The sequence below is a fragment of the Rufibacter hautae genome (assembly GCF_008271695.1).
Taxonomy (GTDB): Bacteria; Bacteroidota; Bacteroidia; order Cytophagales; family Hymenobacteraceae; genus Nibribacter; species Nibribacter hautae.
This window is the reverse complement of record NZ_VKKY01000001.1, coordinates 766,158-780,466: the sequence shown is the minus strand read 5'-3', so window position 1 is coordinate 780,466 and position 14,309 is coordinate 766,158. Positions and strand designations below refer to the sequence as shown.

Here is a 14,309-nt window from a genome sequence, read left to right as displayed (position 1 = left end):
GGATACCTGTTTAGGGTTGTTTTCCTGAAAATAAGCAGAACATGGGAATATGAATTGTAGGGGCAATCCCTTGTGGTTGCCCTTGCGCTAGCCTCCGCAGTACAGGTTGTTGGTGATAACACCAACAATGGTAAACGGCGGTTCTGGCAAGTCCGGCAAGAAATCAGATAAATCCAGAATCAATTGCTGCTTACTACTTCCCGGTCGGGTCGATCATGGGGGCGAAGGAGTGGTGGGGGCTTTCTGCGAAGCCGGTGTTGCGGGTGAGGGGCAGGCACTCGGGGTAGTTTTTCTGCACAAAGTCCACCAGCTTTTCCCGCACAAAGCAGCGCAGGTCAAAGGCGCTGGAAGAATCGGCGGCGCTCACCAGCACCCGCAGTTCCAGGGTTCTTTCCTTGGACTCGGTGACCTGTAAGATCCCCACCCGGCCATCCCAGAGGTGCGTTTCCTTCAAGACTCGCGTGAGTTCTGTGCGTAGCGCTTCTATGGGCGCGGTGTAGTCCAGGTACAGGAAAACGGTGCCCAGGAGCTCAGAGGTGGTGCGGGTCCAGTTCTGGAAAGGCTTTTCAATAAAGTAGTTGATGGGCAGCACCAAGCGGCGCTGGTCCCAGATGCGCAGCACCACATACGTAAGGGTAATCTCCTCCACCCGGCCCCACTCGTTCTCCACCACCAGCACATCGTCAATGCGCAGGGGCTGGGTAAATGCAATCTGGAAACCAGCCAGCAAATTGCCCAGCGAGCGCTGCGCGGCAAAACCCAGGATAACCCCCGCAATCCCCGCCGAGGTCACCAAGCCGGTCCCTATTCTTCTTACCGTTGGGAAACTCATGAGCACGAGGCACACGGCCAGAAACACAATGAGGATGATGACCACGCGCCGTACAAACTGCAGCTGCGTGAAGAGCCGCCGTTCCCTGATGTTGTCTGCCTTGTCCAGCTGGTGTTTTTTCCGGACCTGGTACTGCACCACGTTCACCCAGCCAATCAGAAACCAGGCAAAGGTGCAGGTGAGCAGGATCTCCATCACCCGCCGCACCACCTCAAAAGCCGTGGGGGTAAGCGGCAGCAGGGGCAGGGCCCCGGCCAGAAGTAAAAGCGGAAGTAAGTAGGAGAGTGGTCTGCTGAGCTTTGCCAGGATGGCTTCAATCCAGATATGCGGAAACCAATGCTGGTAAGCCGAAAGAACTTTGATGATCAGCCATCTGAGAATCATGCCGCCAATGAGGGCACCTACCACTACGCCGGTACCCTGCAGCAGTTGGGGAATATGATCAAGGGCAAAGTGCCTGAGCTGATCAAACACTTTCTCTATTCTAAACTGTTCTAGCATTCCTTTGATCTGAAACTACAAGTTCCTGTTTACCCGCTATCCGGCAAAAGGGTTGCCCAGGCCTTCACCTCAGGGAGAGAGTCAGAAAGAGAATAGGGTTTTCTATATGTTTTAACCAATCTGCCGGTAAAGGAGTAAAAAGAGCCGGGCACCCCGGTAAAAAAAGTAGAAGCAGCCCGTTCTCTTGCTAGTTGCAAAGTGAAACTGGCCTTTTTTCTGGCAGGGCGCCCATTTTTCTAAAACCTATACACTATGCCTAAAACGATCATCATCTCCAACCGACTTCCTATTAAAGTACAGCGCACCGAGACCGGTTTGGCCTACGAGACCAGTGAAGGTGGGCTGGCAACGGGCTTAGGGTCCATCTATAAAACCGACGACAACATCTGGATTGGCTGGCCGGGCACCTTCTTCAATGATGAGGCCGAGCAGGAGCAGGTTTCCAAGGATCTTTCTGAGCAAAGCATGCACCCGGTTTTCCTCACTGAGGCCGAGATCAGGGATTTTTACGAGGGGTTCAGCAACGAGACCCTGTGGCCTTCTTTTCATTACTTCAGTCAGTACGCGGTGTATGACGACACTTTTTGGGAGGCCTACCAGCAAGTAAACCGCAAGTTCTGCCAGGCCGTGATGGAGCGCGCTGAGCCTGGCGATACTATCTGGGTCCATGACTACCAATTGCTCCTGCTCCCGCAGATGGTGCGGGAAGAGGTTGCTGAGAGTACCATCGGGTTTTTCCAGCACATCCCGTTTCCGTCGTATGAGGTGTTCCGCCTGTTGCCTTGGCGCGAGCAGATTCTGAAAGGCATGCTGGGCGCTGACCTGGTGGGTTTCCATACCTTTGATGATGCCCGTCACTTCCTCAGCTCGGTGAGCCGCATTGTGGGTTGGACTTCTTCCCAAAACCTGATTGACAACGGCCATCGGCAGATCATGGTTGACGCCTTTCCTATGGGCATTGACTACGAGAAATATGCCTCGCTGGCCGCCTCAGAGGAAATGAAGGAAAAGCTGAAGGAATACCGTGAGGCCCTGCATGACCAAAAGGTGATGTTGTCTATTGACCGGCTGGATTACTCCAAAGGCATTCCGCAACGCCTCAGGGGGTTTGAGTTGCTGCTGCAGGAACACCCAGAGTTTCGGGAGAAAGTAACCCTGTTTATGCTGGTGGTCCCATCCCGCGACCAGGTAGAGCAGTACCGCGAGCTGAAAGAAACCATTGATGAATTGGTGGGCCGCATCAACAGCTCTTACCGCACCATCACCTGGAACCCCATTCAGTACTTCTACCGCTCTTTCCCTTTAGAGGAACTCTCGGCGCTGTATGCCTTGGCGGACATTGCCCTGGTAACGCCCATGCGCGATGGCATGAACCTGGTCTGCAAAGAATTTGTGGCGAGCAAACTGGACCAGAGCGGCGTTTTGATTTTGAGTGAGATGGCCGGTGCTGCCAAAGAACTGTCAGATGCCCTCCTCATTAACCCCAATGATTTGGGCGCGATGGTGCTGGCCATGCAGGAAGCCATGGTCATGCCCGAGGAAGAGCAGAAACTGCGCATGCAGCACATGCAGGAGATTTTGCAGCAGTATGACATCCACCACTGGGTAAGCATTTTCATGAACCGGCTAGATTACATCAAGATAAAGCAGATGAGCCTGGCCACCGAGTACCTATCTGAGGAAGAGCGGGACGATCTTCTGAAAGCCTACAAAAAATCAGGGGAGCGTATTCTTTTTCTGGACTATGATGGCACGCTCACCTCGTTCCATAACAACCCCAAACACGCCAAACCCGATAATGAACTGCTGCAGGTGTTGGGCTGCCTGGCCCAGGAGAAAGGAAACAAAGTAGTCATCATCAGCGGGCGCGACCGCCGGACCCTGGAGGAATGGCTGGGGCATCTGCAGGTAGACATCATTGCCGAGCACGGCGTTTGGGTGCGGGAATACGGCCAGGACTGGAAAATGCTGCACCACCTCACCAGTGACTGGAAAGTCGAGATCAAGCCCATTCTGGAGCTGCTGGTCAGCCGCACCCCCGGCTCGTTCATTGAGGAAAAGGATTTCTCGCTGGTGTGGCACTACCGCAAAGTAGACCCAGGCCTGGGCGAACTGCGCGCCCGCGAACTGCACAACCATTTGCAATACCTAGCCTCCAACATCAACCTGCAGGTCATGGAGGGCGACAAAGTGCTGGAGGTGAAAAACGTGGAGGTGAACAAAGGCCTGGCCACTCTGCGCTGGCTCGAAGAACACCCGCATGATTTCCTCCTGGGCATCGGCGATGACCGCACCGATGAGGACATGTTCCGGATCATGCCCAAAGAGGCCTTCACCATCAAAGTAGGCAGCAAACGCTCTTTGGCCCGCTTCAACCTGAACAACACCGTAGAGGTACGCAAACTGCTGCAGTCCCTGTGCTCCTGAGGTGATTGTTGATTGCTGATTGTTGATTATTGGTTAATTTTGGAAAAAGAGGCTGGAAACAGAAACTTACCAGGCAGTGTTCGGGAGTCTGCGATCTTGGTCGTTTTTGCTCTGGTTTAAGAAAATCAGCCTAAAAAAGGCCAATATAAAAAGAGAAAGGCTCACCAGATTGGTGAGCCTTTCTCTTTTACAGGTCAGAAACTGCTATAACAGGAACGATGGTTTGTCCAGGCGCTTGGAGATGCGGTAGGCGGCGTTCAGCAGACCCACGTGGCTGTAGGCCTGCGGGAAGTTACCCCATTGGCTTCCGTCTTTGGAGTCCACGTCTTCGCTGAGCAGGCCCAGGTGGTTCGTGTACTTCAGGATGTTCTCAAACTCCTGGGTAGCTTCCTCCAGGCGGCCTACGCAGGCCAGAGCCTCAATGTACCAGAAGGCGCAGATGAGGAACGTGCTTTGCGGCACCCCAAAGTCATCGGCGTGTTTGTAGCGGTAGAAAAGCCCCTCAGGGGTTTTAAGTTCTTTCTCCATGGCCTCTAAGTGAGTTTTGGCCCTTTCAGAGGCTGGGTCCAGGTAGTGCATCATGATGAGCTGCAGGGTGCTGGCGTCCATGTGGGATTTCCCAATGGCTTGGGTGTACACGCCTTGTGCTGGGTCAAAGCACTCCTCAATCTTGGCAGCGGCTTGCTCCATCAGTTGCGTGGCCAATTGGCCCAGTTGCTCATCGCCCATGTAGTGGGCGGCGCTACGGGCGGCCGAGGCTCCGGCCCAATGGAACAGATAGGTGTAGCAATGGTATTGGGCAAAATCGCGGAACTCCCACAAACCGGCATCGGGCTCGTCCATGGTCTGTTGTATTTTCTCCAGGGTTTTAGAGATCAGCTTCTTGGATTCTATCCGCTCGGCGTCATTGAAGCGGCGGTCTACATACAGTGGGAGCAGGGCCACCAAGATCTGGCCATAAACATCGTTCTGGATGTGGGTGTAGGCATCGTTCCCGATGCGCACGGGACGGTTGTTGCCCAGGTATCCTTCCAGCTCCAGCTCAATCTCGGTGAGTTTGCTTTGGCCACTGATAGAATACAGGGGTTGGTAGCGTTGGGTATCTTTGGCCGTGATATTGGCAATGAAATGGAAATAGCGCTCCATTTCCTCAAAGTGCCCAATGTTGTTGAACGCGTTGAGGATGTAGTACGTATCCCGCATCCAGCAGAAACGGTAATCCCAGTTACGGCCACTGCCGGGGTGCTCGGGCAAGCTGGTGGTGGGTGACGCAATGATGGCGCCGGTGTCTTCGTACTGGTGGATTTTCAAAGCCAGGGCTGAGCGGATCACCTGCTCCTGGAAGAAATTGCTGATACTGGTGTTCTTTACCCAGTTGCGCCAGTACCGCTTGGTTTGGCTCAGGAAGGCCTCGGCGGTGCTTTCCAGATTGGCCTCCAAAGGCGCTCCATAGGTTAGCACGAAATACAGCGTCTCGTTCAGGACAAAGAACTGGTCTTCCAAAATGTAGCTCAAAGAGGCATTGGTCGTCAGGCGAACCTCCTCATCTAGGCCCAGGAACGCGATGTGGTTGCTGCTGCGTCTTCTGTTCAAAGGGAACTCGCCGTAATTGCCCACGGGGCGGCAGGTGGCTTTGATGCGCGGAGAGCCAGAGAGTGGCTCCACTTTCCTGATCAGCATCAAAGGTTTGTAGTAGCGCTGGTGCTGCCGGAACCGGGGGGCAAAATCGGTGACGCGGTAGGAGCCGTCCTGGCAGGTGATTTCCGTGCACAGGATGTTGGTGTTCTCCATGTAATACTGATGCGAGGTATACTCCTCCGCCTCAGGCTTGATGGAGTATTCTCCCCCTTTCTGCCGGTCCATGATGGGGCCGAATACAAAGCTGCTGTCAAATCTGGGCCAGCAGAGCCATTCAATATTGGTGTCTTTGTGGATGAGGGCCAGATAGGCGCAGTTGCCAATAAGCCCCATGTCATAGGTATGTTTCGCCATACGTTTTCTGCGGATAGGTGATAGCCAGTGAATGTCTAAGGTTACATGTACCGGATTAGAGGTATAGAGGTTTCCTAATTTTCACCATCACCGCACAGAGGCGCCATTCTGGGCTTGTTTCCTGAAAAACAGGCGAAAAACAATCCCTGCTTTTCTGTTCACTGCAAGTCAACGTGATCTCAGAAAGGCAGGAGGAGGGGAGAAGAGGCCTTGGTCAGGTTCCTTAGCGTAGCTTTTCTAATTGCTCCACAACAGCTGCAAAATATGGCCGATGGGTTGGCGATAGGTGCATACAGGTTTGTTTCAACTGCAACAGCTCTGCCACTACGTTTTGGTTTGCGTCTTCCGGCGCCAAATGGTCCAGCAGATCTTCCAGCAGGCATCCGAACGCCCGTACTTCAATCTTTTCCAGGGCAGTTGCCTTCTGCGCATCTGATTTGTCATACAGCGTAGCCGCCCCAAAATCACCGAACAGCGCATGGCCCGAGCCATCTACCAGGGTGTTGTGCGCGTACAGGTCGCCGTGCATAATGCCGCGGGCGTGCAGATGCGCCGCCGCCGAGGCAATACCTTCTGCAATGCTCAGGGTATCCTGCAAGGTGAAAACAGTGCCCTCTGGGTAGACATCCCGGGTGCAGGAGGCAAAACTGGGTGAGCCACCCAGGTTCCGATAGCCTGCCGGAATGAGTTCCAGCACCAAACCCTGCTTCTGCGCCGGATGCTGCGCGATCTTGCCCAAAACCTGCACCAGGTTGGGGTGCGATCCGGCAGCCATACAGGCCTGCATCTCATCCTCGGGAAGACCGTCGCTGGTGACTTCGCCTTTAAACACCTTTACCGCTACTTGGGCTGGGGCATCATGTGCGGTCGGGTTTTGCCAGTGGGCCCTGGAGATAACCCCCGAGGCACCTTCCCCCAGTACATCCTCCAGCACCAGTTCCGGCCAAGGAATCTCCTCCAGGTTCTCCATCTGGTAGTCATGCTGATTGCACGGGTTCCCTGAGATGGCCAGCCAGGACAGACGCGGCAAGGAAAAAAGCCATTCCGGAAGCTGGGTAATCTCATTGGCTGAGATTCTGAGCAGTTCCAGGTTTTGGCAAGCGGCCATTTCTTCCGGGAGTTGGGTGAGTTTGTTGCCCGCTAGCATCAGCTTCTGCATGCGGGTACATTTGCCAATGGAGGTCGGCAGTTCCGTGATCTGGTTATTGGTTAAGATAAGCCAGCGGGTATTCAGCGGAATGGCGTCCTCGGCAATATGTCTGATCTGGCACGCCTTAAACCCGATCATCTCCAACTTCGGGCATTTGGCCAGTACCGTTGGAAACTCGGTGAAGTCATTCTCGGAGAAGAACGCGATCTTCAGGTTGGTGAGCTGGGCGAATTCCTCTGGCAAATTTGATAGCCGGTTGCCGGTGAGGTCCAGGATCTCCAATGTATCCGCGAGGATTAGAATCTCTATTGGAAACTCGGTCAGGTCACAGGATAGTTTCAGTCTTTTCGCTCCGATCAGTTCGCCGGCCTTCAGTTGGGATAAGGTTTGCATGGATGCAGGTGTATTGGAGTTGTGAAGGTAGGGATTGATTTTGGATGCTGCTGTCAATTGAGGCAATCCTGAGTTGTTTTGGTTGTTGACCTTTATAACCCCACTCTTTCCTGGTTCAAGTCTGCGACTTGGACCTATCATGGTCTGCAGTTTGCAACTGCAGTGAGGCGTTAGCCTCAAAATCACTTTGGAGGTAGTTCTTTCCTATTCCCTTCCTTACATACTTTGCGTTGCAGCCGCGCTCTGCGGGCGTTTGTCACTTTTCTCCTTGATGAGAAAAGTAACTAAAAGAATCAAGAAGCCTCAAACTCGCTGACGCTCGGACAGTGAGGCTTCAATCCCGTACCACCTGGCTAAAGCTATCTGTTCCATAGCCAATGCAGGCCATTGCTGCTTAAACCACTACTGCTTGCGGCAGGCCGTGCCTCGGCCTCACTGTAGGCCTTCGCCCCGGCCCGCCGCAGGAAAACAGACAGTTGTAGCATTAGATTAGGTTATTTGATCATGTAGAGACAAGGCATGCCTTGTCTCTGACGGGTCCTTCGTAATAATCAGTAACTACGGAAATAACCGGAATCCTCCGCAAAGGGCACCTACAGAGGTGCCCCTACATTATGCTTATCTTTCTCCTGCAACCTCGCCGCCGTTGTTGGTGTTATCACCAACGACCAAGACTGCCGTTCGGCCGCTTTGTGACGCATTTCGGAATTCCCCTCCTCGGAGGGGTAGGGGTGGGTTTTTAGGGATTCAGTTTCAAATCAGAGGTTTGCGTTTAGAAATGCTTTTTGGGTGGGACATAGGCCAAGAAGTTTTCGGTTTTCGGGCTGTTTTCAAAAAAAGAGGGCTAAAAGGGAACACTGGTTTTTGAGAATGCGTTAACGCTGGAGATGATTCATTGGGAGTTGCGTAAGAATATGGAGGGTAGACCTCCTAAATTTTTATCTATAAACTCTATTAAATTGATAGGAAAACTTGATTTGTGAAGATCGGTCCCTACCTTTGTGTCATCTTCATTAACAGACAGATACAGATATCAGACTACATGGTCTATTCTTCTCATATAAAGCGAATGCGCTTCTGCTGTTGCAGCTCCTGCTGCTGTTGTTGCTAACCTCTAGCAGTCAACAAATACCTATTGCCCATCCGGGCGCCCTACTTATTCAATTTTCTTACCTAGTACTTTCTTGCCATGGCCTCTTCAAAACAAGAGCAGGTGTCTCAATTGATACAAGAGACAGAAGGCTTAACCATAGACCAGACGCTTGCGTTGCTGGTCAACCGTTTCCCCAATGAGGTGACGTTCTCCTCCAGCTTCAGCTTCGAGGACCAGGTGATCACCCACCAGATTCTGGAAAACAACCTCCCCATTCGCGTTTTCACGTTAGACACTGGCCGTCTTTTCCCCGAGACGTACTCGGTGTGGAGCAGGACCAATGAGGCGTACAACACGCGCATCAAGGCCTACTACCCTAACAATGAGCAACTGGAGGAGTTTGTCCATAACACTGGTCCCAACTCTTTCTATGAGTCTACCCAGAACCGGAAAGACTGTTGCCACATCAGAAAGGTGGAGCCTTTAAAGCGAGCGTTGGCGGGCCACTCCATCTGGATTACCGGTCTGCGCGCCGAGCACTCGCCGGGCCGCGGCATCCTGCCCAAGTTTGAGTGGGACGAGGGAAACCAACTCATCAAGTTCCACCCGCTGCTGTACTGGACCACCGATGAGGTGATGGCCTTCATCAAACAGAACAACATCCCTTACAACAAGCTGCACGACAAAGGCTTCATCTCCATTGGATGTGCGCCTTGTACCCGGGCCATTCAGCCGGGCGAGGATTTCCGGGCCGGTCGTTGGTGGTGGGAAGACGCCAGCAAAAAAGAGTGCGGTCTGCACGTAACCGAGGAGCAGCCAGGGGTTGCCAACTCATTAGCCAAAATTGTTTAGCATAGCATTTTCAGATTATGTCAGCATATAAATTAGATTACCTGGATCAGTTAGAATCAGAGGCGATTCACATTTTCAGAGAAGTGGCGGGCCAGTTTGAGCGTCCTGCGTTGCTGTTCTCCGGCGGAAAAGACTCAATTGTGTTGGTGCATTTGGCGTTGAAAGCTTTCCGGCCCGGCAAGTTCCCTTTCCCGTTGGTGCACATTGACACCGGGCACAACTTTGAGGAGGCTCTGGACTTCAGAGATTACCTAGCAGATAAAATCGGGGAGAAGCTGATTGTGCGCAACGTGGAAGACACCATCAAAGCCAAAGGCCTCACCGAGCAGAAAGGCAAACTGCCTAGCCGCAATGGCCTGCAGACCTACACCTTGCTGGACACCATTGAGGAGTTTGAGTTCGATGCCTGCATCGGCGGTGCCCGCCGCGACGAGGAGAAAGCCCGCGCCAAAGAGCGCATTTTCTCGGTGCGGGACGAGTTCGGGTCTTGGGATCCTAAGTTGCAGCGCCCTGAGCTGTGGAACATCTACAACGGCAAAATCAACAAAGGCGAGAACGTGCGCGTGTTCCCCATCAGCAACTGGACCGAGCTGGATATCTGGAACTACATCCGCCGCGAGAACATTGAACTGCCTTCTATCTACTTCGCCCATGAGCGCGAGGTCCTGGAGTTCGATGGCCGTTTGGTAGCCACGAACGAGTTTGTGCAACTGCACGATGATGACGTGGTGACCCGCAAAACCGTGAGATACCGCACCGTAGGCGACATGACCTGTACTGCCGCCGTGGAATCCAGCGCCTCAACCCTGGACGACATCATCAACGAGATCATCGCCACCAACACCAGCGAGCGCGGCCAGACCCGCATTGACGACCGCGTGTCCGAAGCTGCTATGGAAGACCGCAAAAAGAACGGCTACTTCTAGGAGATTGAGAGAAGGAGGGCTGGAGTGAATGAGAAAATTGTTCGGCTCCGCCTCGTAATTAAATAATACAGATTTCGGCTTACAGCCGATTTTAGATAAAGAGCAGTTGGTGAAGAGTCCCTCGTTTCAGGCCTGTTTTCCTTAAAGCAGGTCTATAACAAACTCAAGACTCAGAACTCAAGACTCAGAACTCATTACAATGGACATTCTAAGATTTTTAACCGCCGGGAGCGTAGACGATGGCAAGAGCACGTTGATTGGCCGCCTGTTGTATGACAGCAAGTCCATCATGGTAGACCAGTTGGAAGCCATTGAGCGGAGCACCAAGAACAAGGAAGAAGGCCGCGTGGACCTGGCTTTGCTCACCGACGGACTTCGGGCAGAGCGGGAGCAGGGCATCACCATTGACGTGGCCTACAAATACTTCTCCACGCCTAAGCGCAAATTCATCATCGCCGATACCCCGGGCCACATCCAGTACACCCGCAACATGGTGACCGGCGCGTCTAACTCAGACCTGGCCATTATCCTCATTGATGCCCGCCACGGCGTAGTGGAGCAGACCCGCCGTCACTCCATCATCGTTTCCTTGCTCAACCTGCCGCACGTAGTGGTGGCCGTGAACAAGATGGACCTGGTGAACTACTCGCAGGACAAGTACAACGACATCGTGATTGACTACTCCCAGGTAGCGGCTTCTTTGGGCTTGAAGAATGTGACCTACATTCCCATCAGCGCGTTGAACGGCGACAACATTGTGGAGAAATCCATCTTCATGCCGTGGTACGACGGCGATTCCCTGCTGCGCGTGCTGGAGACCGTGGAAGTATCTGAAGACATCAACCTCACTGAGGGGCGTTTCCCGGTACAATACGTGATCCGTCCTCAGACCGAAGAACTGCCTGATTACCGTGGATACGCTGGCAAGATCATCAGCGGCGTTTACCGCAAAGGCGACAAAGTGGTAGTGCAGCCATCGGGCATTGAGAGCACCATCTCGGCGGTGGAACTGGGCGGCAAAGAAGTAGAAGAAGCCTTCGCGCCGCAGAGCGTAGTCCTGCACCTGGCAGACGACGTGGACATCAGCCGCGGCGACATGATTGTGAAGCAGGACGCCCCGGTACAGGTGGCGCAGGAGTTTGAGGTGGTGCTGTGCTGGATGAGCAACACGCCGCTGGTGCCCCGCAACAGATACCTCCTGCAGATCAACAGCCGCAATGTGCGCTGCGTGGTGAAAGAGCTGGAATATAAATTGAACGTGAACACCCTGGAGAAAGAACTCTCCCCGGTTTCCGCGGGTTTGAATGATGTAGTGAAAGCCACCATTAAAACGGCCTCACCCATCGCTTTTGACACCTACCAGAAACTGAGAGCCAACGGCGGCGCCATTCTCATTGACGAGACCAGCAATGTAACGGTTGGCGCCTGTATGATCACCACCCAAGCCAGCGAAAAGCCTTTCTGGCCCGAAATCTAAAAATCAGTCCTAAAACGGACATTCAATCTAATCACCGCCGGTAACTGCACAGAGCCGGCGGCCTTACAAACAACAGCATGCAAGCAGCGCCACAGAAAGGAAAAGTGATCATTGCAGGCGCCGGTCCCGGTGACCCTGATTTGATCACGGTGAAGACGGTGAAAGCGTTGCGCCAGGCCCAAGTGATTCTGGTGGACCGGTTGGTGAGCGAGGAGATCCTGGACACGTATGCTTCGCCCTCGGCGGAGATCGTGTACGTGGGCAAGCAGTGCCGCAGCCACGGCACCACGCCGCAGGCCACCATCAACGAACTGCTGGTGGAGTACGCGCTGTTGGGCAAGAACGTGTTGCGCCTGAAAGGCGGCGACGTGTCTATTTTCTCCAACGTGCTGGACGAGCTCCAGAGCCTGGTAGCCCACGAGATTGAATACGAGATCATCCCCGGTATTACCGCAGCTTTGGGAGCGGCGGCCTACGCCGGCATTCCCTTAACGGCCCGGCAGCATTCTACCGCGGTGCGTTTTCTCACCTTCTACACCTACAGCAAACTCACCGATGCCTATTGGCAGGAACTAGCCCAGACGGAGGACACCCTGGTGTTCTACATGTCCAGTGAAAGATTAGCCGAGGTGGTGGAGAAACTCACGCGCCACGGCATCTCAGAGGAGAAACACTTGGCGGTGGTGGAACAAGCCACTACGCCGTTGCAGCACGTGCAAACCAGCAGTTTGTACGAGTATGAAAGGAACCTGGGCGGGAAGACGTTTGTCTCCCCTTCGTTGGTAATCATTGGCAAAGTGGTGAACCTGCACCATGAGTTCAAGTGGTTTACCAACAACCCAACGAGAGAATATTACTTCAAGCCGGTCACTGAACAGGTGGGCCTGGTACTTCAATAATTATCTGTCATGTTAGCAGAAGCTAAATTAAAAACCTTCCTGGATCTGGTCCAGCAATCGTCTAAAGAGGAACTGTTGTGGATGAGCGGTTACCTGGCCGGCGTTACCGCTTCCCCTGGAGTAACTGCCCCGGCCGCTGAGGCTGCGGTAGCCGCCAAACCAGCGGTAGGCAAAGTAACCATTGCCTACGGTACCGAGACCGGTAATTCTAAGCGCGTAGCCACCGATCTGGCGGGCAAAGCCAAGAAAAGCGGCATCAACGCACGCGTGGTGAGCCTGGACCAGTACCGCCTCAATGACCTGGAAAAGGAAGAATACTTCTTAACCGTCATCAGCACGCAGGGAGAGGGAGATCCGCCGGCTGGTGCGCAGAAGTTCTATGACTTCGTGCACCAAACCGATAAAAAGCTGCCCAAGCTCAAGTACAGCGTGCTGGCACTGGGCGATACCTCGTACCCGCTGTTCTGCAAAGCCGGCGAAGACGTGGATGCGCAACTGCAGCGTCTAGGCGGTAGCCCTCTGGTGCCCATCCAGAAGTGCGACGTAGATTACGAGGACGAAGCCAACGCCTGGTTCCAGAGCGTTCTGGAGACGCTGAACAATGCCGCCTCCCCGGCCTCAGCGCCTGCTGCTGCGCCTGCTCCGGCCAAGAAAACCGGCAAGAAAATATACAACGGCACTATTCTCACCAATATCGTATTGAATGACATAGGGTCTAACAAGTCAACGCACCACATTGAGATTGAGGCCGAGGATTTGGCCTACGAACCCGGTGATGCGCTGGGCGTGGTCCCTAAGAACCGTCCGTTCACGGTAGACGCCATCCTGAAGGTAACGGGCATCTCCCCTGAGGAGAAAGTGACCCACCGGAACAGCGAGTCTACGGTGCGGGAGTTGCTGCAAGACAAAGTGAACATCACCTACCTGCCTGAGCGCGTGGTGAAAAAGTACGCCGAAGTGGTGGAGCAGGACATCCCCGCTACCCGCATTGATTTACTCGATCTTTTGAGAATTTACCCGGTAAAAGACGCCGAGCAGTTCAAAGAAGTTCTGCAGATTTTGGAGCCCATCGCACCGCGCCTGTATTCTATCTCCTCGTCTTTGGAAGCCCATCCTGGCGAGATCCACGTGACGGTAGCCAGAGACGAGTTCAGAATCAACGAAGAGCTGCTGTGCGGTCATTGCTCAGATTACCTTTCTGAGCAGAAAGAAGGCCAGCCGCTGGAGTTCTACATTCACAAGAACAGCCAGTTCAAACTGCCGGCCGCTGACAAAGACATGATCATGATCGGGCCCGGTACGGGAGTAGCGCCTTTCCGCTCTTTCCTGGCCGAGCGCGATGCCACCGGCGCCGAAGGGCGCAACTGGCTTTTCTTCGGGGACCAGCACTTCGCCACCGACTTCCTGTACCAGACCGAGATCCAGAGCTGGTATGAGACCGGTATCCTGACCCGCTTCAACGGTGCCTTCTCCCGTGACCAACAAGAGAAAGTGTACGTGCAACACAAGATGCAGGAAAACGCCGCCGCTTTCTTTGAGTGGCTTTCTTCCGGGGCCTACGTGTACGTGTGCGGGGCCAAGGAACCCATGAGCGTGGACGTGGAAAATACCCTGTTGCAAATCATCGGGCTGGGCGCCGGCTCTTCCCCAGAGGAAGCCGCCGTGTACCTGGAGCAGCTGAAAGAAGAAGGCCGCTACCTGAAAGACGTCTATTAATACCCCTGCTTCAAGTTTTCAACTTGGAGCAACCATGAGGCAAGTTTACAA

9 protein-coding genes are annotated in these 14,309 nt (G+C 53.8%); 6 read left to right on the top strand and 3 right to left on the bottom strand.

Going from position 1 to position 14,309, the window contains the following annotated elements:
* Positions 1-193: 193 nt before the first annotated feature.
* Entirely contained in the window at positions 194-1,333 is a 1,140-nt protein-coding gene (locus tag FOA19_RS03070) for a mechanosensitive ion channel family protein (RefSeq protein WP_149089316.1), read from the bottom strand.
* Positions 1,334-1,585: 252 nt separating this feature from the next.
* Here FOA19_RS03070 and FOA19_RS03065 point away from each other — a divergent pair, with 252 nt between their 5' ends.
* Positions 1,586-3,760, top strand: a complete 2,175-nt coding sequence (locus FOA19_RS03065; RefSeq protein WP_149089315.1) for a bifunctional alpha,alpha-trehalose-phosphate synthase (UDP-forming)/trehalose-phosphatase — start codon at positions 1,586-1,588, stop codon at positions 3,758-3,760.
* Positions 3,761-3,964: 204 nt separating this feature from the next.
* Here the strand turns inward: FOA19_RS03065 and FOA19_RS03060 are convergent, their stop codons facing one another.
* Together FOA19_RS03060 and FOA19_RS03055 are read right to left on the bottom strand one after the other, a co-directional pair.
* Positions 3,965-5,752: a glycoside hydrolase family 15 protein gene (locus FOA19_RS03060; RefSeq protein WP_149089314.1), complete on the bottom strand. Its 1,788-nt coding sequence runs from the start codon at positions 5,750-5,752 to the stop codon at positions 3,965-3,967.
* 223 nt (positions 5,753-5,975) lie between these two features.
* On the bottom strand, positions 5,976-7,295 hold the full coding sequence (locus tag FOA19_RS03055; protein ID WP_149089313.1) for a leucine-rich repeat-containing protein kinase family protein: 1,320 nt from the start codon (positions 7,293-7,295) through the stop codon (positions 5,976-5,978).
* Positions 7,296-8,484: 1,189 nt separating this feature from the next.
* Between FOA19_RS03055 and FOA19_RS03050 the strand changes: the two genes are divergently transcribed.
* From FOA19_RS03050 to FOA19_RS03030, 5 genes are all read left to right on the top strand, one after another.
* Entirely contained in the window at positions 8,485-9,240 is a 756-nt protein-coding gene (locus FOA19_RS03050) for a phosphoadenylyl-sulfate reductase (RefSeq protein WP_149089312.1), read from the top strand.
* Positions 9,241-9,257: 17 nt separating this feature from the next.
* On the top strand, positions 9,258-10,166 hold the full coding sequence (gene cysD, locus FOA19_RS03045) for a sulfate adenylyltransferase subunit CysD (RefSeq protein ID WP_149089311.1): 909 nt from the start codon (positions 9,258-9,260) through the stop codon (positions 10,164-10,166).
* A 199-nt stretch (positions 10,167-10,365) separates the two neighbouring features.
* A complete protein-coding gene (locus tag FOA19_RS03040; RefSeq protein ID WP_149089310.1) occupies positions 10,366-11,643 on the top strand; it encodes a sulfate adenylyltransferase subunit 1 in 1,278 nt (425 codons plus the stop codon).
* A gap of 77 nt (positions 11,644-11,720) precedes the next feature.
* A complete protein-coding gene (cobA, locus tag FOA19_RS03035; protein ID WP_149089309.1) occupies positions 11,721-12,542 on the top strand; it encodes a uroporphyrinogen-III C-methyltransferase in 822 nt (273 codons plus the stop codon).
* Positions 12,543-12,551: 9 nt separating this feature from the next.
* Complete coding sequence (locus FOA19_RS03030) at positions 12,552-14,258, top strand: diflavin oxidoreductase (protein WP_149089308.1); 1,707 nt, start codon at positions 12,552-12,554, stop codon at positions 14,256-14,258.
* The last annotated feature ends 51 nt before the right edge of the window (positions 14,259-14,309 follow it).

Excerpts from the sequence above, each read along its gene's own strand:
- FOA19_RS03070 (WP_149089316.1), bottom strand. The coding sequence starts at position 1,333 with ATGCTAGAACAGTTTAGAATAGAGAAAGTGTTTGATCAGCTCAGGCAC.
- FOA19_RS03065 (WP_149089315.1), top strand. The coding sequence starts at position 1,586 with ATGCCTAAAACGATCATCATCTCCAACCGACTTCCTATTAAAGTACAG.
- FOA19_RS03060 (WP_149089314.1), bottom strand. The coding sequence starts at position 5,752 with ATGGCGAAACATACCTATGACATGGGGCTTATTGGCAACTGCGCCTAT.
- FOA19_RS03055 (WP_149089313.1), bottom strand. The coding sequence starts at position 7,295 with ATGCAAACCTTATCCCAACTGAAGGCCGGCGAACTGATCGGAGCGAAA.
- FOA19_RS03050 (WP_149089312.1), top strand. The coding sequence starts at position 8,485 with ATGGCCTCTTCAAAACAAGAGCAGGTGTCTCAATTGATACAAGAGACA.
- cysD (WP_149089311.1), top strand. The coding sequence starts at position 9,258 with ATGTCAGCATATAAATTAGATTACCTGGATCAGTTAGAATCAGAGGCG.
- FOA19_RS03040 (WP_149089310.1), top strand. The coding sequence starts at position 10,366 with ATGGACATTCTAAGATTTTTAACCGCCGGGAGCGTAGACGATGGCAAG.
- cobA (WP_149089309.1), top strand. The coding sequence starts at position 11,721 with ATGCAAGCAGCGCCACAGAAAGGAAAAGTGATCATTGCAGGCGCCGGT.
- FOA19_RS03030 (WP_149089308.1), top strand. The coding sequence starts at position 12,552 with ATGTTAGCAGAAGCTAAATTAAAAACCTTCCTGGATCTGGTCCAGCAA.